29 protein-coding genes and 1 pseudogene are annotated in these 25,992 nt (G+C 69.4%); 13 read left to right on the top strand and 17 right to left on the bottom strand.

Annotation, left to right across the window (positions count from 1 at the left end; genetic code table 11):
- Positions 1-258 (bottom strand): annotated as a pseudogene (locus tag JHN63_RS53080) (hypothetical protein); the annotation flags it as partial.
- A 162-nt stretch (positions 259-420) separates the two neighbouring features.
- Between JHN63_RS53080 and JHN63_RS28880 the strand changes: the two are divergent.
- On the top strand, positions 421-960 hold the full coding sequence (locus JHN63_RS28880; protein WP_200686080.1) for a bacterial proteasome activator family protein: 540 nt from the start codon (positions 421-423) through the stop codon (positions 958-960).
- A 100-nt stretch (positions 961-1,060) separates the two neighbouring features.
- Here JHN63_RS28880 and JHN63_RS28875 read toward each other — a convergent pair whose 3' ends face one another.
- Positions 1,061-2,674, bottom strand: coding sequence for a protein kinase (locus JHN63_RS28875; protein WP_200686078.1), 1,614 nt, complete (start codon positions 2,672-2,674; stop codon positions 1,061-1,063).
- Positions 2,675-2,995: 321 nt separating this feature from the next.
- Between JHN63_RS28875 and JHN63_RS28870 the strand changes: the two genes are divergently transcribed.
- Positions 2,996-4,582, top strand: a complete 1,587-nt coding sequence (locus JHN63_RS28870; protein WP_234477863.1) for a protein kinase — start codon at positions 2,996-2,998, stop codon at positions 4,580-4,582.
- A 126-nt stretch (positions 4,583-4,708) separates the two neighbouring features.
- Here the strand turns inward: JHN63_RS28870 and JHN63_RS28865 are convergent, their stop codons facing one another.
- The 3 genes from JHN63_RS28865 to JHN63_RS28855 form a co-directional block, all read right to left on the bottom strand.
- Positions 4,709-5,749 (bottom strand): phosphotransferase, encoded by a 1,041-nt coding sequence (locus JHN63_RS28865; protein WP_200686076.1) that lies wholly within the window; start codon positions 5,747-5,749, stop codon positions 4,709-4,711.
- Between the two features lie 113 nt (positions 5,750-5,862).
- Positions 5,863-6,285 (bottom strand): pyridoxamine 5'-phosphate oxidase family protein, encoded by a 423-nt coding sequence (locus JHN63_RS28860; RefSeq protein ID WP_200686074.1) that lies wholly within the window; start codon positions 6,283-6,285, stop codon positions 5,863-5,865.
- Between the two features lie 48 nt (positions 6,286-6,333).
- Entirely contained in the window at positions 6,334-6,996 is a 663-nt protein-coding gene (locus JHN63_RS28855) for a response regulator transcription factor (protein ID WP_200686072.1), read from the bottom strand.
- A 321-nt stretch (positions 6,997-7,317) separates the two neighbouring features.
- Here JHN63_RS28855 and pdhA point away from each other — a divergent pair, with 321 nt between their 5' ends.
- From pdhA to JHN63_RS28840, 3 genes are read left to right on the top strand one after another with little or no spacing between them, the layout of a single operon-like run.
- Complete coding sequence (pdhA, locus tag JHN63_RS28850) at positions 7,318-8,475, top strand: pyruvate dehydrogenase (acetyl-transferring) E1 component subunit alpha (protein ID WP_200686070.1); 1,158 nt, start codon at positions 7,318-7,320, stop codon at positions 8,473-8,475.
- A 1-nt stretch (position 8,476) separates the two neighbouring features.
- Positions 8,477-9,469 carry an alpha-ketoacid dehydrogenase subunit beta gene (locus JHN63_RS28845; protein WP_200686068.1) on the top strand — a complete coding sequence of 331 codons (993 nt, stop codon included), beginning with the start codon at positions 8,477-8,479 and terminating at the stop codon, positions 9,467-9,469.
- A gap of 10 nt (positions 9,470-9,479) precedes the next feature.
- Entirely contained in the window at positions 9,480-10,907 is a 1,428-nt protein-coding gene (locus JHN63_RS28840) for a dihydrolipoamide acetyltransferase family protein (protein WP_200686066.1), read from the top strand.
- 50 nt (positions 10,908-10,957) lie between these two features.
- On the opposite strand, the gene JHN63_RS28835 is transcribed toward JHN63_RS28840, so the two are convergent.
- The 7 genes from JHN63_RS28835 to JHN63_RS28805 form a co-directional block, all read right to left on the bottom strand.
- On the bottom strand, positions 10,958-11,647 hold the full coding sequence (locus tag JHN63_RS28835; protein WP_200686064.1) for a contact-dependent growth inhibition system immunity protein: 690 nt from the start codon (positions 11,645-11,647) through the stop codon (positions 10,958-10,960).
- 57 nt (positions 11,648-11,704) lie between these two features.
- Positions 11,705-12,004: an RNase A-like domain-containing protein gene (locus tag JHN63_RS28830; protein ID WP_200686062.1), complete on the bottom strand. Its 300-nt coding sequence runs from the start codon at positions 12,002-12,004 to the stop codon at positions 11,705-11,707.
- A gap of 65 nt (positions 12,005-12,069) precedes the next feature.
- Complete coding sequence (locus JHN63_RS28825) at positions 12,070-12,585, bottom strand: hypothetical protein (RefSeq protein ID WP_200686060.1); 516 nt, start codon at positions 12,583-12,585, stop codon at positions 12,070-12,072.
- A 21-nt stretch (positions 12,586-12,606) separates the two neighbouring features.
- Positions 12,607-14,466 (bottom strand): RNase A-like domain-containing protein, encoded by a 1,860-nt coding sequence (locus tag JHN63_RS28820; RefSeq protein ID WP_200686058.1) that lies wholly within the window; start codon positions 14,464-14,466, stop codon positions 12,607-12,609.
- Positions 14,466-14,783: a WXG100 family type VII secretion target gene (locus tag JHN63_RS28815; protein ID WP_200686055.1), complete on the bottom strand. Its 318-nt coding sequence runs from the start codon at positions 14,781-14,783 to the stop codon at positions 14,466-14,468. The genes JHN63_RS28820 and JHN63_RS28815 overlap by 1 nt, the downstream gene beginning before the upstream one ends.
- 63 nt (positions 14,784-14,846) lie before the next feature.
- Positions 14,847-15,278, bottom strand: coding sequence for a WXG100 family type VII secretion target (locus tag JHN63_RS28810; protein ID WP_200686047.1), 432 nt, complete (start codon positions 15,276-15,278; stop codon positions 14,847-14,849).
- Positions 15,279-15,368: 90 nt separating this feature from the next.
- Positions 15,369-15,806, bottom strand: a complete 438-nt coding sequence (locus tag JHN63_RS28805; protein ID WP_200686045.1) for an ATP-binding protein — start codon at positions 15,804-15,806, stop codon at positions 15,369-15,371.
- Between the two features lie 241 nt (positions 15,807-16,047).
- Between JHN63_RS28805 and JHN63_RS28800 the strand changes: the two genes are divergently transcribed.
- Genes JHN63_RS28800 through JHN63_RS28790 form a run of 3 tightly spaced genes read left to right on the top strand, consistent with a single transcriptional unit; the run spans position 16,048 to position 17,461 of the window.
- A complete protein-coding gene (locus tag JHN63_RS28800) occupies positions 16,048-16,926 on the top strand; it encodes a helix-turn-helix transcriptional regulator (protein ID WP_200686043.1) in 879 nt (292 codons plus the stop codon).
- Positions 16,927-16,931: 5 nt separating this feature from the next.
- On the top strand, positions 16,932-17,120 hold the full coding sequence (locus JHN63_RS28795; RefSeq protein WP_200686041.1) for a DUF397 domain-containing protein: 189 nt from the start codon (positions 16,932-16,934) through the stop codon (positions 17,118-17,120).
- The gene (locus tag JHN63_RS28790) at positions 17,117-17,461 is read left to right on the top strand and encodes a hypothetical protein (protein ID WP_234477862.1); all 345 of its coding nucleotides are present in this window, start codon (positions 17,117-17,119) and stop codon (positions 17,459-17,461) included. Before JHN63_RS28795 ends, JHN63_RS28790 begins: the two co-directional genes overlap by 4 nt.
- A 59-nt stretch (positions 17,462-17,520) precedes the next feature.
- Here the strand turns inward: JHN63_RS28790 and JHN63_RS28785 are convergent, their stop codons facing one another.
- Positions 17,521-18,432 (bottom strand): D-alanyl-D-alanine carboxypeptidase family protein, encoded by a 912-nt coding sequence (locus tag JHN63_RS28785; RefSeq protein WP_200686039.1) that lies wholly within the window; start codon positions 18,430-18,432, stop codon positions 17,521-17,523.
- Between the two features lie 281 nt (positions 18,433-18,713).
- On the opposite strand from JHN63_RS28785, the gene JHN63_RS28780 reads away from it, so the two are divergent.
- Positions 18,714-19,409, top strand: coding sequence for a GntR family transcriptional regulator (locus tag JHN63_RS28780; protein WP_200686037.1), 696 nt, complete (start codon positions 18,714-18,716; stop codon positions 19,407-19,409).
- Positions 19,406-20,719, top strand: a complete 1,314-nt coding sequence (locus JHN63_RS28775) for a nitrate/nitrite transporter (protein WP_200686035.1) — start codon at positions 19,406-19,408, stop codon at positions 20,717-20,719. Before JHN63_RS28780 ends, JHN63_RS28775 begins: the two co-directional genes overlap by 4 nt.
- A gap of 92 nt (positions 20,720-20,811) precedes the next feature.
- On the opposite strand, the gene JHN63_RS28770 is transcribed toward JHN63_RS28775, so the two are convergent.
- Positions 20,812-21,606 carry a cyclopropane-fatty-acyl-phospholipid synthase family protein gene (locus JHN63_RS28770; RefSeq protein ID WP_200686033.1) on the bottom strand — a complete coding sequence of 265 codons (795 nt, stop codon included), beginning with the start codon at positions 21,604-21,606 and terminating at the stop codon, positions 20,812-20,814.
- 72 nt (positions 21,607-21,678) lie between these two features.
- Positions 21,679-22,503 carry a maleylpyruvate isomerase family mycothiol-dependent enzyme gene (locus JHN63_RS28765; RefSeq protein ID WP_200686031.1) on the bottom strand — a complete coding sequence of 275 codons (825 nt, stop codon included), beginning with the start codon at positions 22,501-22,503 and terminating at the stop codon, positions 21,679-21,681.
- Between the two features lie 179 nt (positions 22,504-22,682).
- Between JHN63_RS28765 and JHN63_RS28760 the strand changes: the two genes are divergently transcribed.
- Both JHN63_RS28760 and JHN63_RS28755 read left to right on the top strand, forming a co-directional pair.
- Positions 22,683-23,483, top strand: a complete 801-nt coding sequence (locus JHN63_RS28760; protein WP_200686029.1) for a carbon-nitrogen family hydrolase — start codon at positions 22,683-22,685, stop codon at positions 23,481-23,483.
- Complete coding sequence (locus JHN63_RS28755; protein WP_200686027.1) at positions 23,480-23,995, top strand: hypothetical protein; 516 nt, start codon at positions 23,480-23,482, stop codon at positions 23,993-23,995. Before JHN63_RS28760 ends, JHN63_RS28755 begins: the two co-directional genes overlap by 4 nt.
- 13 nt (positions 23,996-24,008) lie before the next feature.
- On the opposite strand, the gene JHN63_RS28750 is transcribed toward JHN63_RS28755, so the two are convergent.
- A complete protein-coding gene (locus tag JHN63_RS28750; protein ID WP_200686025.1) occupies positions 24,009-24,500 on the bottom strand; it encodes an LURP-one-related/scramblase family protein in 492 nt (163 codons plus the stop codon).
- Complete coding sequence (locus JHN63_RS28745; RefSeq protein WP_200686023.1) at positions 24,497-25,495, bottom strand: GlxA family transcriptional regulator; 999 nt, start codon at positions 25,493-25,495, stop codon at positions 24,497-24,499. Before JHN63_RS28745 ends, JHN63_RS28750 begins: the two co-directional genes overlap by 4 nt.
- Positions 25,496-25,547: 52 nt before the next feature.
- On the opposite strand from JHN63_RS28745, the gene JHN63_RS28740 reads away from it, so the two are divergent.
- A complete protein-coding gene (locus JHN63_RS28740; protein ID WP_200686021.1) occupies positions 25,548-25,934 on the top strand; it encodes a cupin domain-containing protein in 387 nt (128 codons plus the stop codon).
- The last annotated feature ends 58 nt before the right edge of the window (positions 25,935-25,992 follow it).

Raw genomic sequence — 25,992 nt, 5'->3', positions numbered from 1 at the left:
AGCCGGGGGATGCGGACGGGGCTGCCCCTGCGCGGGGAGACGGCCGGTGTCGGAGCCGGGACCGGGGCGCGCGCTGGGGGCGGGGTGGGAGCTGGGATCGGACGCGGGGGCGGCCGTAGCCCCGTCACTCCGGACGGCGACCATCCCCGAACCTCCGCTCACCTCCCCGCCGTACGCCAGGGCACCCCCGTAGGGGCCCACGACCGCTCCCGTGCCCAGCACCAGCAGCAGTCCCGTTGTGCGCAGCCATGGAGTCACGTCCGTGACCCCCTCCCGAAGCCGAGGCGGCAAGATCGACGGAATCAGCGTCACATCGGGTGGGCGCTCCGGCACTCCGGGTTCGGCCATGCGGAGACGGTGGATCACCCTTCGAGGGGGGCACCACGGTGGTGAGATGGACGAGTGCGAGAGAATGGCGGCATGGAGATGCCGAGGAACGAAAGGTCACCGGAGAAGCCTCAGATCCTGGTCGTGGGACAGGACGGGATGGCGCTCGGTGGCACCGGGGACGAGGACTCCCGCGAGATCCCGGTGACGGAGATGGTGGAACAGCCGGCCAAGGTCATGCGGATCGGCAGCATGATCAAGCAGCTTCTGGAGGAGGTGCGTGCGGCTCCCCTCGACGAAGCCAGCCGGGCCCGGCTCAAGGAGATCCACCGCAGCTCCGTGAAGGAGCTGGAGGACGGTCTGGCGCCCGAGCTGGTGGAGGAGCTGGAGCGTTTGTCGCTGCCGTTCACGGACGACGTGACGCCGAGCGACGCGGAACTGCGCATCTCGCAGGCCCAGTTGGTGGGCTGGCTGGAGGGGCTGTTCCATGGGATCCAGACCACGCTGTTCGCCCAGCAGATGGCCGCGCGGGCGCAGTTGGAGCAGATGCGCCGGGCGCTGCCGCCGGGTGTCGGCGACGGTGCCGAGGAGGGGCAGCCGGGCGCCGGGCGTGTGAGCGGCCCGTACCTGTAACCCCCCTCACCTGCCCAAAGGGCCCGGCAGCACGCGCTGCCGGGCCCTTCCACATCACGGGGTCAGGACGGGAACGAGGGGTCAGGACGGGATCACCTGGTCAGGACGGGTTGCCCGTCGACACACCCAGCTGGATCTGGGGCATGTCCTTGGGGTCCACGTCCGTGCCGGCCGCCGGGAACTGTTCCATGACCGTGCCCTGGCCGTAGGTGTTCTCGTCCTGGGCCTTGACCTTCACCTTCCAGCCCGCGGCCTGGAGACAGGCCTTGACCGAGTCGATGTACTTGAACTGGAAGTCCGGGATCTGGATCTTGCTGGGGTCGTTGTACGACTCCTCCGGCTCCGTGCACGCGGTCGTCTCGACGGTCTTGGATGTGTCGCCGTCGCGGTGGCCCTCGACCGCGGTCGCCGAGGTGCTCGTACCGGCGCTGCTGTCGCTGCCCTTCGCGTCGTCATCGCCGCCGCTGTTCAGCGACAGGGCGACGATCAGGGCGCCGATCGCGAGGACGGCGACGACGGCCGAGCCGATGATCACCGGTCTGTTGCTCCTGCCGCCGCCCCCGCCGGGCTGGGGCGCCAGGTTGTACGGCGGCGGGGTCGCGATGCCCTGCTGCCCGAACCCGACCGAGGCCGGCGTCTGATAGCCGGCCTGCTGCGGATAGCCGTAGGCAGGTGCGGGCGCGGGTGTGCCGCCGTAGGGACCCTGCTGGTACGGCGTCTGTACGGGGCCGCCGGGTGCCTGGGCCGACTGGTCGACCGGCGGGAAGACCGCGGAGCCGACGCCGGCGCCGCTCTGCGCGGGTGTGCCCGGGACGATGCTCGGGGCCGCCGCGTGCAGTGAGTTCGCGACCCGCAGACACTCGTCGCGCATGGCCTCGGCGCTGGGGAAGCGCTCGTTCGGGTTCTTCTTCAGCGCGCGGGCGACGAGCGCGTCCACGGCCGGCGGCAGGGAACGGTTGATCGAGGAGGGCGCGACCGGCTCCTCCTGCACATGCGCGTACGCGATGGCCAGCGGCGAGTCCGCGTCGAACGGCAGCCGCCCGGTGACCAGTTGGAACAGCATGATGCCGACCGAGTACAGGTCGCTGCGCGCGTCCACGCCGCGGCCGAGCGCCTGCTCCGGCGAGAGGTACTGCGGCGTGCCGACGACCATGCCGGTCTGCGTCATCGACGTGACCCCGGACTGCATGGCGCGGGCGATGCCGAAGTCCATGACCTTGACGACGCCGCGCTTGGTCATCATCACGTTGCCCGGCTTGATGTCCCGGTGCACCAGGCCCATCTCGTGACTGATGTCGAGGGCGGCCAGCACGTCCGCGGTGATCCGCAGCGCCTTGTCGGCGGGCATCGCGCCCACCTGCCGTACGTCCTCGTCGAGCACGGAGCCGAGCGGGCGGCCCTCGACGTACTCCATGACGATGTACGGCATCGTCGTGCCGTCGAGGGCGTCCTCGCCGGTGTCGAAGACCGAGACGATGTTGGTGTGGGTGAGCTTGGCCACGGCCTGGGCCTCGCGGCGGAAGCGCTCGCGGAAGGCCTGTTCCCGGCCGAGTTCGGTGTGCAGTGTCTTGATCGCGACCTGGCGGTCGAGCACCGCGTCGTACGCCAGGTGCACCGAGGCCATGCCGCCCTCGCCCAGCAGATCACGCAGTTGGTACCGGCCACCTGCCAGCGCGCGCCCCGCATAGCGGTCCTGTGGGCCGTCCTGGCTCATCTTCCGTGTCCCCCATCGGCGCCGGCTCAGTGATCGAAGGTGCCATTCCCGGCCAAGTCTGCCGGAGGGCACTGACACGTCAAGCGCGGTGCCCGTTCCGTGACCGTACGCGAAAGAAGAATCGTGGAAGCGTTACAGGTGCTGTACCGGCGGTACACAGAATTTGCACGACGGCACGTGATACCGATTTGATGACCGGTCCGTCTCCGGACGATTCCGGCACTGATCCCGGACCGGAGGCTTGCGCGGAGCCTGTAGCGTGGCCGACGGAGACCGTGACAACACCGCGCGCACCGCGGGCAGAAACGACGGCGAGGACTGATGGCACAGCAGCACGCTCAGGGCCCGTCCGACCCCGAGGCGGCTGGCGGCGGAATGTCGGACGCACCGGAACTGTGGGGCAACGGCGGACTGGTCGGCGACGGCCGCTACCGCCTGACCCACCGGCTGGGTCGGGGCGGCATGGCCGAGGTCTTCGCGGCCGAGGACGTACGGCTCGGGCGCACGGTGGCGGTCAAGCTGCTCCGCTCGGACCTGGCCGAGGACCCGACCTCCAAGGCCCGCTTCACGCGCGAGGCCCAGTCGGTGGCCGGGCTCAACCACCACGCGATCGTCGCCGTGTACGACTCCGGCGAGGACGCGGTGGCCACGGGCGGCTACTCGGCGGGCCTTTCGGTCCCGTACATCGTGATGGAGATCGTCGAGGGCCGCACGATCCGCGACCTGCTCCTGAACGCCGAGGCGCCCGGTCCCGAGCAGGCCCTGATCATCGTCTCCGGGGTCCTGGAGGCGCTCGCCTACTCGCACCAGCACGGCATCGTGCACCGCGACATCAAGCCCGCGAACGTGATCATCACGCACAACGGCGCGGTCAAGGTCATGGACTTCGGCATCGCGCGCGCCCTGCACGGGGCGTCCACGACGATGACGCAGACCGGCATGGTCATGGGCACGCCCCAGTACCTCTCCCCGGAGCAGGCACTCGGCAAGGCCGTCGACCACCGCTCCGACCTGTACGCGACGGGCTGCCTCCTTTACGAACTCCTCGCGCTGCGGCCCCCGTTCACCGGCGAGACGCCCCTGTCGGTGGTCTACCAGCACGTCCAGGACATCCCGGTCCCGCCGTCCCAGACCTCGAACGGCGTCTGCCCGCCGGAGCTCGACGGCCTCGTCATGCGCTCCCTGGCCAAGGACCCGGACGACCGTTTCCAGACGGCCGAGGAGATGCGCGGGCTCGTCCAGTACGGCCTCCAGATGCTCTACGACCAGGGCGGCCACACCGGCACCTGGAACACCGGCCCGGTGACCGTGGCCAACGGTCAGCAGACCCCGCCGGGGGGCTTCGGCGGTACGACCGTGATGCCCCAGGGCGACTCCTCCGGGACGACGCAGATCCCGCAGCCGATCCTGCCGGGCGGTTACGGCAACGGCGACGACGGCGGCTTCGAGGGGCACGGCAACCACGGCAGCGGCCGGGGCAAGCTGTGGATCCTCGCCGTGCTCGCGGTGATCGCCATCGCGGCGGGTGTGGCGCTGGCGCTGAACAACACCGGCAACGGCAGCGGCGGTTCGGGCACCTCGCCGTCGCCGACCACCTCGCAGACCACGACCGACGACACGACCTCGGAGTCGCCGAGCGACGACACGACCGCCTCGCCGACGGACACCGACACCGACGACAGCGGCACGAGTTCCGGTTCGCAGTACACGCCGTCGCCGACGCCGTCGTACACCCAGTCGGAGACGGCCACGGAGAAGCCTTCGAGCACCCCGACCCCGACGGTCACCAGGCAGCCCTCGAGCACCCCGTCCGCGACGACGTCGGCGGACCCGTCGGACACGGGCGACACCGGTGGCGACGGCGGTGACGACGGCGGCGGCGCGGTCGCCGGTGCCCTCGGCGGCTGACCGGGCCCGGCCGAACAGCACTTCACGCGCGCGTGCACCCCTGAAAAAGGGCCCCTGTAGAGGGGCTCTCGAAATGGGGGTCCACGCGCGCGTGCCGTTTAAGCGGTGCCCCCGTCGAGAGCCTCGTCAAGCAGTGCCCTCATAGGGAGCCTCGGCGGTGCCCCTGGGGAGCGCGTCCGCGAACGCCTCGCACACCGCGTCGTACTCCCGCGTCCACCACACGGCGAGCGCCGAGGCGGCCGGGAACTGGGGGTCCGCGCGGGTGTCGCCGCGTTCGTAGTGCCAGCGCAGCATCCAGAAGTCGTTGAGCCGCTCCCACCACACCCGGTGCACGGCGGCGGCGAGTTCGGAGGGCGTGGCGCGCGCCGAACGCCGGTACGCGTGCGCGTACGCCCGCACCTTCGGCAGGTCCAGGGTCCCGTCGGGCCGTACGAAGAAGATCGCGGCGGCGCGTACGGCCTCCTCGGCGCGGGGCTGGACGCCGAGCCGGTCCCAGTCGACGATCGCGGCGGGGGCGTCGCCCTTGTAGAGCAGGTTGAACGGGTGGAAGTCGCCGTGCACCCACGCCACGAGGGCCCCGCGCGGCGGCCGTCGGTCCGCGTGCCGCTCCAGCAGCTCGCGCCGCTCCAGCAGCCGGTGGCGGGCCAGTTCGTCGAAGGCGTCGGCGGGCCGGTGCCGGCGGACGTGCCCGAGCAGGTCGTCGATGAGGGCGAAGGTGTCGGCGGGGTCGGCCCCCGGCGCGCACTCCTCGCGCCGCCCCGGCATGACCCGCTCCAGGCTCGCGTGGACGACCCCCAGCAGCGCGCCGAGGCGCCCGCACTGGGCGGTGGTCAACTGGCCGCCGTGGCGGTGCCTGCCGTCGATCCAGGGGTGCAGGGCGTAGGCGTGACCGCCCACGACGGCGACCGTACGGCCGTCACGGGCCGGGAGCGGGGGTGCCACGGGGACGCCGAGGTCGGCCAGCCGCCGGGTCGCGGTGTGCTGGCGGGCGATCGCCGCCGGGTCCGCGGTCTCGGGGTCGAAGTGGTGCTTGAGGAAGTAGCGTCCGCGGGTCGTGCGGAGCCGGTAGCCGCGGTTCAGCAGGCCCTGTTCGACGGGTTCGCAGGTGACGGCGGACCCGGCGGCGTACTGGCGGAGGAGGGCGCCCAGCGGGGGCGCGTGGGGCACGGGGGGTGGTACACGTAAGGGCGGCACGCGGCCGATGCTAGGGCACGGGACGCGCCTGTGAGCTGCGGTTTGTCACAGAAAGTCACCGCTCGGTCGTCGATGGTCGCTTTCGGTCACAGGGTGCGCCCGAAGCGCCTTTCGAGGCCGCCGTCCGTGGAGTGCACGGTCCCCAGTCGCGGCTCGACGCACAGATAGACCGGCTCGTACGACTCCCCGTCCACCGTCTCCGGAGCGGCGCCGAAACGTTCGACCTGGTCGGCCGTCGGCTCGTACGTCTCGCACGCGCCCACGACCTGCGCGGACCACAGGCCCTCGCCCGGGCCGGCCGAGCCCAGGTTGTCGGCCCCGTAGGCGACGACGCTGCCCACGCACGCGTGGTGGTAGCCGTGGCTCCGGGGCATGCGCAGCAGCAGCCGGCCGTCCTGCACGATGTGGCTGGCGAAGGCCAGGAAGGGCAGCGCCCGCAGGGTGGTGGCCACCCTGCCGTGGTCGGTGCGGGCGAGCAGGTCGACGGCGAGCTGTGCGTCCTCGGGCATACGACCACTGTCGGCGTCCGCGGCCTCCTGGAGGAGGGTCTTTGGTCCCTAATGCCGCTGCTGCTCGACCTGTCTGCGTGCCACATAGGCAGCCGCCTGCGACCGCCGCTCCATGCCGAGTTTGGAAAGCAAACTGGAAACGTAGTTCTTGATGGTCTTCTCCGCGAGGTGCAGCCGCTCGCCGATCGCCCGGTTGGTGAGCCCCTCCCCGATCAGGTCGAGGATCCGGCGCTCCTGGTCGGTGAGCCCGTCGATCTTGTCGTCCGGCTTGGTGCCGCCGTTGCGCAGCCGCTCCAGCACCCGGGCGGTCGCCACCGGGTCCAGCAGCGACTTCCCGGCCGCGACATCCCGTACGGCACTCAGCAGTTCGGTGCCCCGGATGGCCTTCAGGACGTACCCGGAGGCACCTGCCATGATCGCGTCGAAGAGGGCCTCGTCGTCCGCGTAGGAGGTCAGCATCAGGCACTTCACGGACTCGTCCCGGGCGCGGATCTCCCGGCACACCTCGACCCCGCTGCCGTCCGGGAGCCGTACGTCCAGGATCGCGACATCGGGGCGCACCGCCGGGATCCGCACCAGCGCGTCGGCCGCCGTACCGGCCTCGCCGACGACCTCCAGGTCGTCCTCCACGGAGAGCAGCTCGTGGACGCCCCGACGGACCACTTCATGGTCGTCAAGGAGAAATACGCTGATTTTTCCGTCTCCAGACACGCGGTAAGTCTCACATACGGCCCCTTCCCGTGCCCGAGGTGAGCGGGATAACGTGCCGTTGTTCCGGCCCCCTGCAAGGCTGTGACCAGGACTTGTTCCCGACTTTGCCGATTTACTTGGAAATCCAAGCAAAATCGCAGGTCAGGAGGGGTTTCACAGAGTTGTGGAGCACTGGGTAACGTGCCTGTTGCAGGGCGCTCGCCGGGGCACCTGTCACGCCTGCTCCCGACGAACCGCACCCACCCTGTGCGTCCGTGGGGCGCAGGTGAGCCGCACTGGCACCCGGCGAACCCGGGGAGCCGGACCGACGGAGGAGCACACGTGACCGTGGAGAGCACTGCCCCGCGCAAGCCGCGACGCAGCGCCGGAAGCAAGGCCAAGGGCGCCGACCCGGACCTCGTCCAGCTGCTGACGCCCGAGGGCAAGCGAGTCAAGAACGCGAAGACCGCCCCGTACGACAAGTACGTCGCCGGCATCACCCCCGAAGAGCTCCGCGGCCTGTACCGCGACATGGTGCTCACCCGCCGCTTCGACGCCGAGGCCACCGCCCTCCAGCGCCAGGGCGAGCTGGGCCTGTGGGCCTCGCTGCTCGGCCAGGAGGCGGCCCAGATCGGCTCCGGGCGGGCCACCCGCGAGGACGACTACGTCTTCCCGACCTACCGCGAGCACGGCGTCGCCTGGTGCCGCGGGGTCGACCCGACCAACCTGCTCGGCATGTTCCGGGGCGTCAACCACGGCGGCTGGGACCCGAACACCAACAACTTCCACCTGTACACGATCGTCATCGGCTCGCAGACGCTGCACGCAACGGGCTACGCGATGGGCGTGACCATGGACGGCGCCGACAGCGCCGTCGTCGCGTACTTCGGGGACGGCGCCTCCAGCCAGGGCGACGTCGCCGAATCGTTCACCTTCTCGGCGGTGTACAACGCCCCGGTCGTGTTCTTCTGCCAGAACAACCAGTGGGCGATCTCCGAGCCCACCGAGAAGCAGACCCGCGTCCCGCTCTACCAGCGCGCACAGGGCTACGGCTTCCCGGGCGTCCGCGTCGACGGCAACGACGTGCTGGCCTGCCTCGCGGTCACCAAGTGGGCGCTGGAGCGGGCCCGCAACGGCGAGGGCCCGACGCTCGTCGAGGCGTACACCTACCGCATGGGCGCGCACACCACCTCCGACGACCCGACCAAGTACCGCGCCGACGAGGAGCGCGAGGCCTGGGAGGCGAAGGACCCGATCCTGCGCCTGCACCGGTATCTCGAGGCCGCAAACCACGCGAATGAGGGATTTTTCGCGGAACTCGAGACGGAGAGCGAGGCGTTGGGCAGACGAGTGCGCGAAGCGGTCCGTGCCATGCCGGACCCGGACCGGTTCGCACTCTTCGAGCACGTGTACGCGGACGGGCACGCGCTCGTCGACGAGGAGAGGGCCCAGTTCGCCGCCTACCAGGCGTCGTTCGCGGACGAAGAGGGGGGTAAGTGACATGGCGGAGACCACGACGTTCAAGAACCTGCCGCTGGCCAAGGCGATCAACGAATCGCTGCGTGCCGCCCTGGAGTCCGACCCCAAGGTCCTCATCATGGGCGAGGACGTCGGCAAGCTCGGCGGCGTCTTCCGCGTCACCGACGGCCTCCAGAAGGACTTCGGCGAGCGCAGGGTGGTCGACACCCCGCTCGCCGAATCCGGGATCGTGGGCACCGCCATCGGCCTGGCCCTCCGCGGCTACCGCCCGGTCGTGGAGATCCAGTTCGACGGCTTCGTCTTCCCGGCCTACGACCAGATCGTCACCCAGCTCGCCAAGATGCACGCCCGCTCCCTGGGCAAGGTGAAGATGCCGGTCGTCGTACGCATCCCCTACGGCGGCGGCATCGGCGCGGTCGAACACCACTCGGAGTCCCCCGAGGCCCTGTTCGCCCACGTCCCCGGCCTGAAGATCGTCAGCCCGTCGAACTCGTCGGACGCCTACTGGATGATGCAGCAGGCCATCCAGAGCGACGACCCGGTGATCTTCTTCGAGCCGAAGCGGCGCTATTGGGACAAGGGCGACGTCAACACGGAGGCGATCCCCGGCCCCCTGCACAGGGCCCGCGTGGTCCGCGAGGGCACGGACCTGACCCTCGCCGCCTACGGCCCGATGGTGAAGCTCTGCCAGGAGGTCGCCGACGCGGCCGCCGAGGAGGGCAGGTCGCTGGAGATCCTCGATCTGCGCTCGGTGTCCCCGCTGGACTTCGACGCGATCCAGACCTCGGTCGAGAAGACCCGCCACCTGGTCGTGGTCCACGAGGCGCCGGTGTTCTTCGGCTCCGGCGCCGAGATCGCGGCCCGCATCACGGAGCGCTGCTTCTACCACCTGGAGGCCCCGGTACTGAGGGTCGGCGGCTATCACGCCCCGTACCCGCCGGCCCGCCTGGAGGAGGAGTACCTGCCGAGCCTGGACCGGGTGCTCGACGCCGTCGACCGCGCTCTGGCGTACTGAGGAGAGGGTCGTGACGACGATGACTGAAGCTGAAGCGTCCGTACGCGAGTTCAAGATGCCGGACGTGGGCGAGGGCCTCACCGAGGCCGAGATCCTCAAGTGGTACGTCCAGGTCGGCGACACCGTCACCGACGGCCAGGTCGTCTGCGAGGTGGAGACGGCGAAGGCGGCGGTGGAACTCCCCATCCCGTACGACGGCGTTGTCCGCGAACTCCGCTTCCCGGAGGGCACGACGGTGGACGTGGGGACGTCCATCATCGCGGTGGCGGTGGCGGGTTCCGCTGCCGAGGCCGCCACTGAGACTGGGGCAACTCCGGTAGCTCCGGCAACTCCGGTTGCTCCGGTGGAGGAGGCGAAGCCGCCCGCCCGCACGCCGGTGCTGGTGGGCTACGGCGTCTCCACGTCCGCGACGAAGCGGCGTCCCCGGAAGGGGGCGGAGATCCCGGCGCAGGAGGTGTCGTCGGCGACGGCGGCCACGGCGGCGGTCCAGGCGGAGCTGAACGGCCATGCGGCCGGGGCGGTTGTGGCATCCCGTCCCCTGGCCAAGCCGCCGGTGCGCAAGCTGGCCAAGGACCTGGGCGTCGACCTGGCGACGGTGACCCCGTCGGGCCCGGACGGTGTCATCACGCGTGAGGACGTGCACGCGGCGGTGGCACCGGTGGCGGAGCCGGTGGCGGTGCAGGCCCCCGCGCCCGTGCCGGCCGCGCTCTCGGTGCCTTCCGCGACGTACGACACGGCCCGGGAGACCCGTGTCCCGGTCAAGGGCGTGCGTAAGGCGACGGCGGCGGCGATGGTGGGCTCGGCGTTCACGGCGCCGCATGTCACGGAGTTCGTGACGGTGGACGTGACGCGCACGATGAAGCTGGTGGAGGAGCTCAAGCAGGACAAGGACTTGCAGGGCTTGCGGGTGAACCCGTTGCTCCTGATCGCCAAGGCGCTGCTGGTGGCCATCAAGCGCCACCCGGACATCAACGCGTCCTGGGACGAGGCCGCCCAGGAGATCGTCCTCAAGCACTACGTCAACCTCGGCATCGCGGCGGCCACCCCGCGCGGCCTGATCGTCCCGAACATCAAGGACGCCCACGCGAAGACGCTGCCGCAACTGGCGGAGTCCTTGGGCGAGTTGGTGTCGACGGCGAGGGACGGCAAGACGTCCCCGGCGGCGATGCAGGGCGGCACGGTCACCATCACGAACGTCGGCGTCTTCGGCATCGACACCGGCACGCCGATCCTCAACCCCGGCGAGTCCGCGATCCTCGCGGTCGGCACGATCAAACTCCAACCGTGGGTCCACAAGGGCAAGGTGAAGCCTCGTCAGGTGACGACGCTGGCGTTGTCCTTCGATCACCGGTTGGTGGACGGGGAGTTGGGGTCGAAGGTGTTGGCGGATGTGGCGGCGATTCTTGAGCAGCCGAAGCGGTTGATCACCTGGGGGTAGGGGCTGCCGGCTTTATGGGCCGCGCGTCTCTGTGAGCGGGGGCGCGCGGCTCAGCTCTCTTGCACCGAGGTCCCGTAGTCGGCGCCCGGCGAGGTCAGCCGGTCGGCGATCAGCGCGAGCCAACCGCTCGGTGAGTACGGCGCCGGTGGGTCGACCTCCATGCCCAACTCGGCGACGGCGAGGGTGTAGTCGGACTCGTCGAGGTCCAGGGCGAGGAGTTCGTGCAGCTCGCCGGTGAGGCGGGCGACGAGTTGTGGATCCGTCGAGGCCCGGTAGTCGTCGGTCGCCGCGTCGTGGCCGTCGAATTCGTCCGGCATGTCCTGGGAGAACCAGCCGCCGAGGAACTGACCGAGTTCCGGGAAGCGGGCGTGCCATTCCCAGTGGGTGGCGGGGGTGGTCGGGGGCGGGACCTCGCCCTCCTCGACGCTGTGTTTGATGTGGTCGGCGAGGCAGTACAGCCACTGCTGGATCTTGGCCTCGGGGAGCCCCACGTCCGGGACGGCGTAGAACTCGCCGAGACGCAGGCGGAGTCGGCCGGGCGGGTTGTCGGCGTACTCGCGGAGTTGGCGTTCGGCGACGGCGAGGGCCCATGGACGGCTGTGCCAGGTGTGGCGGAGGTAGGCGGTGAGGGCCTCGCTCGCCTTGTCCGGGGTGTCGTCGGCCGGCTGACCGGCGTAGGCGCGGATCACCTGGTCCAACTCGCCGTAGCGGCGGTCGTGTTCGAGGGGGCTCAGGGGCACGGGGGTCAGCCTCTACGGATCGGGTCGCTACAGGTGGGTCGTTACGGGGTCACGGGGTTACAGGTAGACGGGGAACGTGGCGTGGACGGCGAAGCCGTGCGGCCGGGACGCGTCCCGCTTCAGGATCACCCGGGCCGCGCGGACGTCCACCGGGTCACGTCCGGCCAGCATCATCGCCTGGAGGAGGACCCGTCCGACCGGTTCGGGGCGGGAGGGCCAGGATGCCTCGATGGTGAGGCGGGGGCGGGTGGACCGGGCGAGCCAGCGGTGGATGACCTGTTCGTTGGCGGTGACGACCTGTTGGGTGGCCCATTGGGCGGTTTCGTGGTCGGGGTAGGTGGCGGAACGGGTGCGCATGATGGACCGATCCTGAGGGTGTGATCGATATTTCGCCTGGGCAAGAGCTGGATAATTCGATAGATCTAGGCGTCTTCGAACCGCCAGGCAATGAGAAGACGGTCCGCTGCCACCGCAATCAGGCATACATCGTAAAGCGTGGTTGCCAGGGAATTCCAGTGGAAACTGTGTGTCAGGAAGTCTGCTTCATCTCCGTTTTCGGCGTGACCGTGGTTGGTGAAGAAATCGAGGTCCTCGCCGGCTGAGGCGAGAATATCGCGCATGCAACTGTCCCTGACTTCGTCAACTTCCTGGAGTGATGGATCCGGTCCCGAATAGAATGATCCCACGGCCAGGAGTTTCAACAGGTCTTCCGCTCCTTTTCGGGAAACCGGAAGAAGACTTACCCTGGCCTGGTCATCCGTAACGGAATCGAACATTCCTGAAGGCTCGATTCCGATGTGTTCCCCACTGTTCTTCCCCTGCGTGAAAGCCAGCAGATCGACGATCCAATCCTCGTGCTTTCTCGGCAGCAGATACAGGCACGTCCAACGAGTGTCGAACAGTCGAGTCGCGCACTTGGGCAGGCTACCTGTGGTCACGGAAAATCACTCACTCGGGCGCTAGGGGTTGCTCGGCATGGAAGTGTAGACGACGTAGGGAGGAACGATCCCGGACTTGTATTTGAGCACGACCTTGACACCGTACGTTTCGTGAGCAGAGGTCGAGCCATTGGGTATGCTTCTTCCGGTTACATAGTCGAACATCACGATATCCAGGTTCAGCCTCGATTCGTCATGGCGTGGCCCGGCCAGCCACTTCTCGATCTTTTCTGGATTGTTTACGCCGACGTTTCGTTTTCCTGCGTTTGCCGGGCTATTGGTCGGTCCGATTTCATCCATCGCATCTTGCGTTGCCTTCTGCGCAACGGTCAGATCTGGGAATGTGGACGCGGCATTAATGGTCGGCTGGTCCCTGAGTCTGTTCAGGAGCTGCGCGTCGGTCTGCCCGACATGTTTATCGATGATATGGCTCTTGTGTACGCCCTCCTGGTTCGCCAGGTCGAGCGGATAGAAATGATTTGCCTCGTCCTCGCCCGCAACCGTATAGAGCGGCTGCTCTCTGAACTCATTGAGCGAGCGAGCACCGAAAGCCTCCGCGCGTCCCTCTTCGGCGGCGTAGGTGGGGACACTGTTCCGCGCCTCCTCCAGAGCTGGCTTGAGCTTGCTCAGGTCGCCGGCGTGGCTGTGTATCTCGTGGTTGTAGGAGTCCACAGCGTGATTGAGGCGCCCCGTGTCGATGTTGGAGATGAACTCCGCGGCCAGCTCGGGGAGTTCGCTGAGCTTCTCCAGGGCGTCCAGGACGCCCTTCACGGCGAAGGTCTTCGTCGCGGCGTCCTTGTAGACGTCGATGATCGTCGACCTGATCTTCGTCACTTCCGCGCTCACCGCTTCGCACGCCGTGGCGACGTCACGAGCTGTGTCCTCCAGCACGTCGAGCGCGGGCTGTTGAGCGTCGTCGTGCTTCCACTTGTAGCCGTGCCGCTCCTGTCCCCACGCCGTCGTCCCCCAGATCGCCGAGCAGAACTGCCTCATCGCGCTCTGCCACTCGTCGTTCCCCGGCGCGGGATTCGTGATGTAGCCGATGGCGTCGTCGAAGGCGCTCGCGGACTTCTTGGCGTCGGTGCCCGCCTGCCGCCAGGCCTGCGCGATCTTGGGAAGGCTGACGTCGTCGCCGCCCGGCGTGATGTCCGCGACCTTCCCGTGCTGGAGGGCGTGCTTGAGGATCGGGCGCAGTACGTGGTCGCCGACCCAGCTCAGCGCGCCGGAGACCTCGTCGATGATCGCGTTGCCCCAGCCGTCCTCCGCGGAGGCGTTGCCCCAGGCAAGATCGGGGACCGGACCGCCCGCGCCGGCCTTCTTGAGGACGGTCGGTGGGCTCTTCTTCACCACCGACGGGGTCAGGATGTTGGTGGCGTGCTCCGCCTCGGCGTAGTTGTTGGCGGTCACCGTGAGACCGACCGCAGCCCCGCCGACGCCCTCGGTCGTCCTGTCCCACACGTCGAGGAACAGGGCGGCGATCTCGGCGTACGCCTTCGCGAAGGCCTCCGGTCCCGAGCCGCAGCCCACCGCGTGTTCGTATCCGTCGAGCGTGTCGACGAGGCTTTTGGCCCGGTCGGCGAAGTCGTACTGGGCGTTGCGCAGCATGAAGGACGCGTAGTACACGTGCGGCGGCTGGATGTCGAAACCGGTGACCACGCTGCTGCCCGGCGCCGCCGGCTTCATCGCGGCGAGTTCGTCGGAGCGTTGCCGCCGCGCCGAGACCGTGTCCTGCTGCGAGAGGTCGTTGCCCTGCGGATCCTGGAGAGAACCGGGGGACGGGGCAGGGGTCGTACCACCCGAGCCGGATGACGGGGCGGGGAGCGAACCGCTGCCCGTGGTCGCGGGCGGTGTCGTCGACGGTGAGGGAGCGGGCGTCGCCATCAGGCCGCCCCCCAACCCCGCAGCACCGCCCGATGCGCCGCCGAGTAGTTCGCGTGACCGGTGGTGACGTAGGCATGGAGCCACTTCTGCGCGGCCTGTAGATCCTGCGCCGACCGGTCCCACTCGTCGAGCTTGCCCACGAAGACCTCGCGGGCCTCGCCCTTCCAGGACAGGACGACCGGTTCGGCGCGGTCGTAGAGGTCGTCGAGTTTGGTGTTGAGCTGCTTGAGGATGTCCTCCAGCTCGACGGTGAGGTCGTGGAGGGTGGCGAAGGAGACGGATATGTGGTCGTCGTCGGCGGAAGCCCCGGTCGACATGATCCCCCTGGATATCGGTCGCTTGGCAACTACGGGTGGGTGACGGGTACTTGGCCGCTCGGTTCAGAAGGAGTCGAGGCTGCTGCGGGGTGGAGTCGGCGTATCGCCGCCCGTCGCCTCCGCGTTGGGCGTGGACAGCTTGGCGACCTCGCTGCCGACGTCGACCTGGATCTTCCGCATCCGCTCCAGCACCTCGATGTCGTTCGCGGAGAAGCCGTCCCGGCTCATCCTCACCGCCTGCTCCAGCAGCTTCATGACTTCGCGGATGCGTACGGCGTCCTCGGTCGCCGCGCGGTGGAACTCGCGGTACGCCGTCGCCGCGGGGCCGCGCCAGCCGGCCTCGACGCGGTCGACGATCGCGTCCATGCGTCCGACCTGCTTGTCGAGGTGGTCCTGCATGTCGTCGAGGTCACCGGCGAGCTTGGTGAGGTCGGCGGACGTCACGCGCAGGTCGGGGCCGCCGCCCTGGCCCGCACCGGTTCCGGGCACTGCCATGCCGTATCCCCGCCCCCGTCGCGTCGGCATCACACGTCACTTGCTGTTGCAATAATCCTACGGTTCGCAGTGGCCCGGAAGCGAGGGCGTTCAGGGGCCTGTGAGGTCCAACTCCGCCCAGACCGTCTTGCCGACGGTGAGTCTCTCCACGGACCAACGGGCGGCCAGCGTACGGACGATGAGGAGACCTCGGCCGAACTGGTCGTCGGGGGTTGAGGTTTGGGGCCATGGGAGTCGCTCGCCTCTCGGGTCCGTCACCGCGACGCGCAGGGCGCTGCCGGTGAGGGACGTCTCGACGCGGAACAGACGGTCGCGGAGGCAGCCGTGGAGTAAGGCGTTCGTGCACAACTCGCTTGCCAGTAGCGCCGCGTCGCCTGCGGAGTGGGGGTGGCCCCAGGTGGTGGTGAGGTGAGCGACGTGTCTGCGGGCGCGGGGGATGTTGCTCGGGTACGGGGTGTAGGTGACGGCGTCGTAGTGGTCGTACGGGCTGTTGGGCCTGGGGAGTCCGGGAGGACAGGAGTCGGTCACCGGGATGCACTTCCTTGTGCGAGGGGGGACGGGGTCCAGGTGGGGTGGCTCTGCCGTGCCGGGTGTGGGCAGCACGGTGCACTTCCGCCAACTGGTGCCGCTGAGTGGCTTGTTGTGCACTGACGGTAGCGCTTCACGGTAATCGGCAGCAACTAGTTCTTGGCAGAAAATTTCCTGCCTTGCTTGTGGGTTGCTTCGGGAGGGCTACAGACTGGGGCGACTCATGGGGAGGAAACGCTGTATGGGCAACAACCCTGATCGCGGGCGGACAGTGACCACCGTGTTGGGCCGCAGGCTCGGTGGCGAGCTGCTTCGGATGCGAGAGGCGCGTGACCTGCGTCAGGCGCATGCCGCCGAGGCGTTGACGGCCTCCGTGACCAAGGTCGCGAAGATCGAGCGCGGGCAGGTGCCGATGCGCGACCCCGATGTCAGGGCGCTGTGTCACCTGTACGGCGAGGGTGACGAGGTGGTGATCGGGAAGCTGCTGGCCCTCGCGAAGGCGGACCGGGAGCGGCGGAAAGCGCACGGCTGGTGGAACCAGTACCCGCAGCTGGAGGCGATGGTCGAGTACGTGGCGCTGGAGGACATCGCCACCAACATCAGGACATGGCAACTGGCCGTAGTCCCGGGGTTGTTGCAGACGCCGGACTACGCGCGGGCACTCGCGGTCGGCAACGGCCACTGGGAGGACCCGGACGAGATCGAGCCGTTCGTCGAGTCCCGGATGGCGCGACAGGCTCGGCTGCACGGAGACGCTCCGCTGGAACTGTGGGCGGTCGTGCACGAGGCTGCCCTGCGTCAACTCGTGGGAGGGCGTGAGGTCATGCGGGCCCAACTGGGGCATCTGCTGGACATGGCGCGCCAACCGAACGTGAAGCTCCAGGTGTTGCCGTACCTGACGGGTGCGCATCCGGGGATGACGAGCGCTTTCACCATCGTGTCGTTCGCCGAGCCGGGTGCACTGGACGTGGTTCACGTGGATACCACCTCGTCGACGGTCTGGCTTGAGAGCGATACTGATGCCGACCACCACAACGGGCTCTTCGACCGGATCACGCGGTTGGGCCTCGCGGGGCAGAACTCGGTCAGACTGATCGACTCGATCCTGAAGGAGACGTAGCCGGCGTGCCCGCATTCGAGTTCGTCAAGTCCAGCTACAGCGGCGGGAATGCCGGTCAGGAATGCGTCGAGGTCGCCCGCAACGTGCCCGGCACGATCGCCGTCCGTGACTCGAAGGACGTGGACGGGCCGATACTCCGGCTCGCCCCCGCCACCTGGGCCGTGTTCGTCACGCTCACCAGCGCGACTCGATGAGATTCCGCGCTGTGCTGGTCGTGCTGTTCGTGTTGCCGCTCCTGTGGGGAGCCCTGTCGCTGCTGAGAGCCGGCGCGGCCTACGGCGCTCCTGACTGTCCGGGGCTCCAGCTGGACGCGGAGGGCGAGAGCTCGCCGGGGCCCATGCGCAAGGGCGACCGGTGCGCGCTTTCCTACGACACCGCCACCGGCCGCTCGACCGGTACGAGCACGTACGACCAGCTGAAGTTCGCCCAGGAGGTGAAGCGCCGGAGCCTCGGGCGCGAGGGCGCGCTGTTTGTCCTGTACGGAGCGGCGGGGATCGGCGTCACGTTCGCCGCCACTCGGAAGCGCGGGGCCTAGCCACGGCGAAGGGGCCCGCCGCTGGCATGCGGCAGGCCCCCGAGGTCAATGACCGGGCGTCAGCCGATCGTCGCGAAGCCGTAGTTCAGGAGCTTCGTCGCGTCCGTCGCGCGCTGGGTGACGGAGGACGACGCGAGGACCGTGCCGATGACCGTCTTGCCGTTGCGGGTGGCGGCGAAGACGAGGCAGTACTTGGCCTCGGGGCCGGAGCCGGTCTTCACGCCGATGGTGCCGCTGTAGCTGCTGAGCAGGGTGTTCGTGTTGGTCCAGGCAGCCATCGTGCGGGTGCTGCCGGTCTTGGTGATCGTCTTGGCGGTGTACGACTTGGTCTTGACGACCGTCTTGAACGTGGAGTTCTTCATCACGTTGCTGGCGAGCTTCGTGAGGTCGCGCGGCGTCGAGTAGTTGTTGCCGTTGCCGATGCCGTCGAACGAGTCGAACTTCGTGTTCGTCAGGCCGAGCGTCTTCGCCGTCGAGTTCATCTTCGCGATGAACGACTTCACGCGCGCGGCCCGCGTCGAGCCCGTGCCGAACTTGTCGGCCAGGGCGTACGCCGCGTCGCAGCCCGACGGCAGCATCAGGCCGTAGAGGAGCTGGCGGACGGTGACCTTGTCGCCGACGATCAGGTGGGCGGAGGAAGCGGTGTTGGCGACGATGTAGTCGCTGTACGCCTTGGCGATGGTGACCTTGGCGTCGAGGTTGAGGTTCGCCTGGGAGAGAACGACCTTCGCGGTCATGATCTTCGTCGTGGAGCCCGTCGACCGCTTGGTGTCCGCGGCCTTCGTGTAGAGCGACTTGCCGGTGGCGTTGTTCATCACGAAACCGCCCGCGGCCACGATCGTCGGCTTCGTGACGGCCTGCGCGGGTGCCGCGGTCAGGGCGCCGGTCGCGAGCACGGCGCCTGCGGTCACGGTGACCGCGGCGGCTCTGCGGAAGCGGCTGCCCTTGATGCCGGTAATGGCAGTAATCAACTGAGGTACCCCGAATACGTTGAATGCCCCTGAGGAACGGCCCAGTTGGAGGGGGGAAAGAAGAGGGCCGCACGTGTGTGACACGTAAGTAGCACAGAAGGTTGTGCGGTTGCTGGGCCGGGTTCCTCGAATGTGTGAAACGCCCCCGAGAACCGGCCGCGCTCCGGCCGGGTTCCGCCTGCGGAGACGCACCCCCGTAGACGCACCCCCGCCCCCCTTCGGTTCCGTCCGCATCCTGGACGCCCGTCCTCATGCGTACGTGTTGTATCTATGCTGTCCTCATGCCGTACCCGTCCCCCTCCCCGTCCCTCGCCGCCCCCGGTTCGTCCGCGCTCGCCGTCAAGCAACCGCCTGCCGCCGACCGCGTCTACACCCACGTCAAACAGGGTGTCCTGGACCGGCGTTACGAGGGCGGCACCCTCCTCACCGAGGGCGAGCTGGCCGAGGCCGTCGGAGTGTCACGGACCCCCGTGCGCGAGGCGCTGCTGCGCCTGGAGGTCGAGGGGCTGATCAGGCTCTACCCGAAGAAGGGCGCCCTCGTCCTGCCCGTCTCCTCGCAGGAGATCGCGGACGTGGTGGAGACCCGGATGCTGGTCGAACAGCACGCGGTCCGCAAGGTCGTACCGGCGTCACCGACCCTCATCGCCCGGCTCGAGGAACTCCTGGAGCGGCAGCGGGAACAGGCCGCCGCGGGCGACCTGGCCGGCGCCGCCGTCACCGACCGCTGCTTCCACGCCGAGATCGTCCGCAGCGGCGGCAACGAGATCCTCTCCCGCCTCTACGACCAACTCCGCGACCGGCAACTGCGGATGGGCGTCGCCATCATGCACTCCCACCCCGACCGCATCGCCAAGACGCTCACCGAGCACGCGGCGATCCTCGACGCGCTGCGCACCGGCGACGCGGAGGCGGCGGCGGACATCGTCCATCAGCACGTCGACTGGTTCTCCCACCTGGCTCGGGGCGAGGTCCGATGAGCAGCAGCGGTTCCAGCGCGGCCCTCTCCCTCCCCGGTGATCCGCCCGGCGGCCGCCGCGCCCTCGCCGTGTGGGGGATCGGCGTCTCCGTCTACTTCGTCGCCGTCATCTTCCGTACGTCCCTGGGGGTCGCCGGCCTCGACGCGGCCGAGCGCTTCCACGTCAACGCCTCGGCCCTCTCCACCTTCTCGATCCTCCAACTCCTGGTCTACGCGGGCATGCAGATACCCGTCGGCCTGCTCGTCGACAGCCTCGGCACCAAGAAGGTGCTGACCATCGGGGTGGTGCTGTTCACCGCGGGCCAACTGGGTTTCGCCTTCTCCCCCTCCTACGGCACCGCCCTCGCCTCCCGCGCGCTGCTCGGCTGCGGCGACGCGATGACGTTCATCAGCGTGCTGCGGCTCGGCACCCGCTGGTTCCCGGCGCGGCGCGGGCCGATGGTCGCGCAGCTCGCGGGCCTAGCGGGAATGGCCGGAAATCTCGTCTCCACCCTGGTGATCGCCCGCCTGTTGCACGGCATCGGCTGGACGGCCGCCTTCGCGGGCAGCGCGCTCGCGGGAGTCGTCGTACTCGTTCTGCTGCTGCTCTTCCTGAAGGACCACCCGGAGGGCCACGAACCGGAGCCCTTCCCGCACCGCGGCGCGGCCTACGTCCGCCGTCAGATCGCCGCCTCCTGGCGCGAACCGGGCACCCGCCTCGGCCTCTGGGTGCACTTCACCACCCAGTTCCCGGCGATGGTGTTCCTGCTCCTGTGGGGCCTGCCGTTCCTGGTCCAGGCCCAGGGCCTGTCCCGCGCCACCGCCGGCGAACTCCTCACCCTCGTCGTCCTGTCCAACATGCTGGTGGGTCTCGTCTACGGCCAGATCGTCGCCCGGCACCACACGGCGCGGCTGCCGCTGGCGCTGGGCACGGTCGGCGCCACGGCGTTCATCTGGGCGGTCGTCCTCGTGTACCCGGGTGACCACGCTCCGATGTGGCTGCTGATCGTGCTGTGCGCCGTGCTCGGCTCCTGCGGTCCCGCCTCGATGCTCGGCTTCGACTTCGCCCGCCCGGCCAACCCGCCGGAGCGTCAGGGCACCGCCTCCGGAATCACCAACATGGGTGGTTTCACTGCCTCGATGACGACGCTGTTCGCGGTCGGCGTCCTCCTCGACGCGACCCACGACAACTACTCGATCGCCTTCTCGGTGGTCTTCGTGCTCCAGGCGATCGGCGTCAGCCAGATCCTCCGGCTACGGAGCAGGGCGGCCCGCCGCGAGCGCGAACGGCTGGTGGCGAGCCGGGTGGAGACGGTCCACGTGCCCGCGTAGCCCTGCCAGGGTGGAGCGGGTGCCTGGCGCCGGTGCTGCCCACGTGCCCCGTCGCCCCCCGCCCCTCCTCACACGACTCTCACACGACTTTCTTACGCCGGTACGAGGGTGAGGTAGGCGATCCCCAACACGCCCCGGTAGCTCATCCATTGGGCCCGGTGCCGGTCGAGGCGCTCGCGGGTCTCGGCGGCCAGCGGATGGTCGCCGTGCCCGGCGAGCCACACCTCCGTGTCCGCCTGGTACCCCGCCTCGAACTCCTCCCACTCGTCCGCGTTCGCCGTCTCGACCCACTCGGGGCGGAACCCGGCCGCCACCGCGAGGTCGACGAGCGTCCCGAGGTCGAGATGGTCGTCGGCGGCGGCCTCCGGCCACATGCGCGCCAACTCGGCCGCCGTCGGCGGGCGTTGCCAGAACCCCTCGCCGAGCACCACCCGTCCCCCGTCGGCGACGAGCTGCCGCAACACACGCAAAGCCTCGGGGAGTTCGGGGCTGAGGGCATGGCTCGCACCCACACACAGCACGACATCGGCCGGCCCGCGCGCCGTCCCCACGGCCGACTCCTCGACGAACGCGACCCGCTCCGCGAGCCCCCGCGCCTCGGCACCGCGCCGCCCGCGCGCCAGATCCCGCGCGTCCAGGTCGACTCCGGTACCCCGTGCCTCCGGTACGGCGGTCAGCACCCGGAGCATCAACTCGCCCCAGCCGCACCCCAGATCGAGCACCGTCCGCGGCGCCGCACCGGCCAGCCGCCGTACGATCCGGGTCGCCCGCTCCTCGGAGAGGGGACCGTGGAAGGTGAGCCGGGTGAGACGGGGCGGACCGTCGCCGGGCTCGGTGTTCTCGGCGTTCTCGGTGCTGTCGGTTCTGGTGGACGTCACGTCAGGCATGCGGCGGAGGCTAGCGGCACGCAGCCGATCACCGACAACGAATTTCCGCTCCCGGTGACTGACTTGGGCGGGCTACTTCGTGACCGCGAAGTTCCGCAGTATCGACGCCGACAGCTCCGGATCGCCGTCCGCCTTGACGCGGTCCGTCACCGCGTCGGGGGTGACCCGCCCGCAGGCCAGCCGGACGTACGTCTCCCAGTCGAGGATCAGGGTCGCGGCGGGGCCGAGCGCGGGGACCGTCTCCAGGGTGCCGCGGCCCTGGATGTCGACGCGGATCGTACGGAGGAACTCGATCGGGCCGTGCACGTCGAAGACGACCGCCGAACTGCGCGGGGCGCCCGAGTCCTCGGCGACCACCTTCGGGAGTGCGGCGAGGAGCACGTCTCGGGCGATGTGCGCGCCCGGCGAGTCGAGGTTGCCGGGGCGGCCGAGGGCGGCGCGCAGGTCCTGCTCGTGCACCCAGATGTTGAACGCGTGGGTGCGCATGGACTCTTCGAGCGTGACCTCGGTGCTGACATGGCCGCGGACCGTCCGGCCGGGTTCCCGCGACTCGTTGCGCAGTTGCCGGTTGCGCCGGATGATCGTGTACTCCAGCTCCGACGTCATCTCCGGCGCCGTGTGGTGGCGTCGTACGTCGACCTGCATCTCCATGTACCGCTGGTGTTCGTTGGTGACGTGGTAGAGGTCGCGCGGGAGGGTGTGGATGGGGCGGGGGTCGCCGAGCATCTCGTTGTCCAGCCCGATGACATGGGAGACCACGTCACGCACCGACCAGCCGGGGCACGGCGTTCGCCGGTTCCACTCTCCCTCCACGAGCGGGGTCACCAGCTCGGATATCGCTTCGATGGAGTGGGTCCAGGCGTCGGCGTAGGGCTGGAGAGTGGGATGCAGACTCACGGAACGGGACCCCTCGGCGGTCGGTACAGGTCGGGTGGCGGGCGGCGTTGCCAGCGGGAGGTGGCTGTCGGCGGGTGTCTTGGAACGCTAAGTTACGCTGCTGTGAGGCACCCCGGCAGTGCTTTCGTGTGACGATCGTAGGCCCGTGTGAACGGCTCGAATGCCAGGACGGTGGTAGTGTGCGCGCCTCTCTCCTTCAGATCGCCGTAGATGAGGACGAATCGGTCGAATCCCGCCGGGGTCGAGCGGCCTCGCTCGTCCGTGAGCAGGCGGGCGTTGACCTGGTCGTCCTGCCGGAGCTGTGGACCACGGGTGCGTTCGCCTACGACCGGTTCGCCGAGGAGGCCGAGCCGCTCGAAGGGCCGACCTACGAGGCGATGGCCAAGGCGGCGAGCGACGCAGGCGTGTGGCTGCACGCGGGCTCGATCCCCGAACGGGACCCTGAGGGCCCCCTCTACAACACGTCCCTCGTCTTCTCCCCCTCCGGTGAACTGGCCGCCGCCTACCGCAAGATCCACCGCTTCGGCTTCGACAAGGGCGAGGCCGTGCTGATGGGCGCGGGCGGCGAGTTGGTGACGGTCCGTCTGCCCGAGACGACCCTCGGTCTTGCCACCTGCTACGACCTCCGTTTCCCCGAACTCTTCCGCGGTCTCGTCGACGCCGGCGCCGAGACCCTCGTCCTCTGTGCGGGCTGGCCCGAACGCCGCCGCTCCCACTGGACCCTGCTGGCCCAGGCCCGCGCGGTCGAGAACCAGTCCTTCGTCCTCGCCTGTGGAACGGCCGGTACGCACGCCGGAGTTCCCCAGGCCGGTCACTCGATCGTGGTCGATCCCTGGGGCGAGGTCCTCGCGGAGGCGGGCGCGGGCGAGGAGATCCTCACGGTGGAGTTCGACCCGGGGAAGGTCGCCGTGACCCGGGATCAGTTCCCGGCGCTGAAGGACCGGGTGCTCGGGCTGGAGCGGCCGGGGCGGGTGCGGTGAGCGGCAGAACGGGGCGAACCCCGGCCGCACTCGAACGCGCCTTCCTGGCCCTGGACCGTGGCATGGGCGGAGGGAACCCCCCGCCTGCAGTGCTGGCGTTCGCCGCCCGGTACCCGGCGGGCTGCGCCACGGTCCTGGCGCTGCTCGTCGCACTGCTCGCCGGGGACTTCTCGGTGCTGCGGACGGTCCTCGTCGGCACGTGCGCGTGGCTGCTGTTCTGGGCGATCCTGCACGCCGAACGCCGCCGCCAGGCGCGCTACACGCGCATCGGCTACGACACCGTGGACACCGTGTCGGGCGGCTCCCGGGGTGCGCTGACCGGCACCTTGGTCGCGTGGGGCCCGGTGACGGTGTTCATCTGGCTCGTGGGCAGGATGAACGACGACCCTCCCAGCTGGACGGCCAGCGCGGTGTTCGGGGCGCTGTTCGTCGTGTGCGGCCACTTCGGTGACCGCCTGAGGGAACGCCGCAGGGCCCGCGCCCGCGCGGCGGCCGACCAGGAAGCGCGCTAGTCCTCTCGGCGCGTTAGTCCTCCCGCTCCTTCTCCGCGAGGTGGATCACGCAGACCGCCACCGCGATCAGCAGCGCCGCGTCCGCGTCCTCCCGGACGATGTCGACGCCGTACGTCTCCCGGATGTGCAGCCAGCGCCGGGAGATCTGGGCGAGCAGCTCACCGTCGTAGTCGACGCCGAACTCGCGGTCCAGGATCTTGCCGCTGACGTCGAGTTCGGTGCCGTCGACGAGGGACACCCGGTAGTGGTTGCGCAGCAGGGAGAACCGCTTGCGCTTGATGGTCGCCAGGGGCTCGCCGTCCCGTTCGATGACCATCGTGTCGCGCAGGGCGAGCATCTTCTTGTGGATGTCGATGAGCACGCGCCCGTGCGTGTCCTTGAGCTCGAAGGTGTCTCTGATGCGCATGGCCTTGCCGTCGACCAGGAACACCTTGTTGCCGTTCTGGTCCTCGATCCAGTAATCCTCACCGAAGCCGAGGATCCGATCGCGTACGAGGAATCTCATGACATGACGGCTTCCCCGGCAGCCGGTCCGAAACGCCGCCGATAGGCCGACGGGCTCAATCCGGTCTCCTTCCGCAGGCGTACGCGCAGATTCGCACCGGTGCCGAGCCCGCACCGCGCGGCCACCACGTCCAGCCGTTCCTCCCCGCGCTCGATCAGCCGGCAGGCCAGGGCCACCCGCTCCCCGGTGAGCCACGCGAGCGGCGTCGTCCCGAGCTGCGCCCTGAAGCGCCGGTGCAGGGTCGCGGGGGAGACGGCCGCGCGGGCGGCCAGCCCGGCCACCGTCAACGGCTCCCCCAGCCGCTCCTGCGCCCACGCGAGCAGCGGCGCGAGCGACTCGTCGGGTACGTCGGGCAGCGGACGTTCCACGAACTGCCGTTGCCCGCCGTCCCGATGGGCCGCGAACACGAGCCTCCTGGACACCGCGTTGGCGATCTCGGCGCCATGGTCCCGCCGTACGACATGCAGCCCGAGGTCGAGCGCGGCGGCGCTGCCGGAGGCGGTGAGGATGTCGCCGTCGTCCACGAAGAGGACGTCCGGTTCGAGCCGCACGCGCGGGTGCAGGGTGCGGAAGCGGTCGGCCCACATCCAGTGCGTGGTGGCCCGGCGCCCGTCGAGCAGCCCGGCCTCGGCGAGCGCGAAGCTCCCGGTGCACAGGCTCATGACACGGGCCCCGCGCGCGTGGGTGCGGCGAATGGCCTCCAGGACGGCCGCCCCGCGCGGTACGACGTTGTCGGGCCGGCCCGGTACGACGAGGGTGTCCGCCGTATCCACCGCGTCGAGGCCGTGCGCTCCGGTGAGGGTGAAGAACCCGTGGTTCATCCGCACCTCACGCGTGGGCGCGCACACCAGGACCTCGTACAGCGGCCCGGGGAGCCCGAGTTCGGGCCGGGGCAGCCCGAACAGCTCGGTGGCGACGCCGACCTCGAAGGGGTTGGTGCCTTCGTCGACGATGACGGCAACCTGATGCGGGCGCTGAGAGGATCCTTGCGGCATGTGCGATTCCTAGCACTCGTACGCCGGGTACGACACCCCGCACGCTGACCCCATGGAACCCATCGCGCTCTCTGCCGCCCTCGCCTCCTTCACCGACCGTTGGAGCCCCCGCATCGTCACCACCGTCAACGACTACGACGTACGCGTCGCGAAGGTCGAGGGCGAACACCTCTGGCACACCCACGACCACACCGACGAGTTCTTCCTGGTCCTGGAGGGCGAACTGCACATCGCGCTCCGCGAGTCGGCGGGGGAGCGCACGGTCGTCCTCCCCAAGGGCTCCGTCTTCACGGTCCCCCGCGGCACGGAACACAAGCCGTACGCCCCGGTCCCCTCCGAGATCCTCCTCCTCGAACCGACCGGCACGCTCACGGTCGGAGACCAGCACGAGGACATCCCGGCCCACGTGGACGCGACGACGGGTCACACCTTGAACTGACCCTTCAGGGTGGTGAGTAGGGCGTTCAGGGCGGTGGGGGTGGGGGTGAGGAGGGTGG

The sequence above is a fragment of the Streptomyces sp. MBT65 genome (genome assembly GCF_016612545.1).
Lineage (GTDB): Bacteria > Actinomycetota > Actinomycetes > Streptomycetales > Streptomycetaceae > Streptomyces.
This window is presented reverse-complemented; position numbering and strand designations above follow the sequence as displayed.

Excerpts from the sequence above, each read along its gene's own strand:
- JHN63_RS28880 (WP_200686080.1), top strand. The coding sequence starts at position 421 with ATGGAGATGCCGAGGAACGAAAGGTCACCGGAGAAGCCTCAGATCCTG.
- JHN63_RS28875 (WP_200686078.1), bottom strand. The coding sequence starts at position 2,674 with ATGAGCCAGGACGGCCCACAGGACCGCTATGCGGGGCGCGCGCTGGCA.
- JHN63_RS28870 (WP_234477863.1), top strand. The coding sequence starts at position 2,996 with ATGGCACAGCAGCACGCTCAGGGCCCGTCCGACCCCGAGGCGGCTGGC.
- JHN63_RS28860 (WP_200686074.1), bottom strand. The coding sequence starts at position 6,285 with ATGCCCGAGGACGCACAGCTCGCCGTCGACCTGCTCGCCCGCACCGAC.
- JHN63_RS28845 (WP_200686068.1), top strand. The coding sequence starts at position 8,477 with ATGGCGGAGACCACGACGTTCAAGAACCTGCCGCTGGCCAAGGCGATC.
- JHN63_RS28830 (WP_200686062.1), bottom strand. The coding sequence starts at position 12,004 with ATGCGCACCCGTTCCGCCACCTACCCCGACCACGAAACCGCCCAATGG.
- JHN63_RS28820 (WP_200686058.1), bottom strand. The coding sequence starts at position 14,466 with ATGGCGACGCCCGCTCCCTCACCGTCGACGACACCGCCCGCGACCACG.
- JHN63_RS28815 (WP_200686055.1), bottom strand. The coding sequence starts at position 14,783 with ATGTCGACCGGGGCTTCCGCCGACGACGACCACATATCCGTCTCCTTC.
- JHN63_RS28810 (WP_200686047.1), bottom strand. The coding sequence starts at position 15,278 with ATGGCAGTGCCCGGAACCGGTGCGGGCCAGGGCGGCGGCCCCGACCTG.
- JHN63_RS28800 (WP_200686043.1), top strand. The coding sequence starts at position 16,048 with ATGGGCAACAACCCTGATCGCGGGCGGACAGTGACCACCGTGTTGGGC.
- JHN63_RS28790 (WP_234477862.1), top strand. The coding sequence starts at position 17,117 with ATGAGATTCCGCGCTGTGCTGGTCGTGCTGTTCGTGTTGCCGCTCCTG.
- JHN63_RS28780 (WP_200686037.1), top strand. The coding sequence starts at position 18,714 with ATGCCGTACCCGTCCCCCTCCCCGTCCCTCGCCGCCCCCGGTTCGTCC.
- JHN63_RS28775 (WP_200686035.1), top strand. The coding sequence starts at position 19,406 with ATGAGCAGCAGCGGTTCCAGCGCGGCCCTCTCCCTCCCCGGTGATCCG.
- JHN63_RS28770 (WP_200686033.1), bottom strand. The coding sequence starts at position 21,606 with ATGCCTGACGTGACGTCCACCAGAACCGACAGCACCGAGAACGCCGAG.
- JHN63_RS28750 (WP_200686025.1), bottom strand. The coding sequence starts at position 24,500 with ATGAGATTCCTCGTACGCGATCGGATCCTCGGCTTCGGTGAGGATTAC.
- JHN63_RS28745 (WP_200686023.1), bottom strand. The coding sequence starts at position 25,495 with ATGCCGCAAGGATCCTCTCAGCGCCCGCATCAGGTTGCCGTCATCGTC.
- JHN63_RS28740 (WP_200686021.1), top strand. The coding sequence starts at position 25,548 with ATGGAACCCATCGCGCTCTCTGCCGCCCTCGCCTCCTTCACCGACCGT.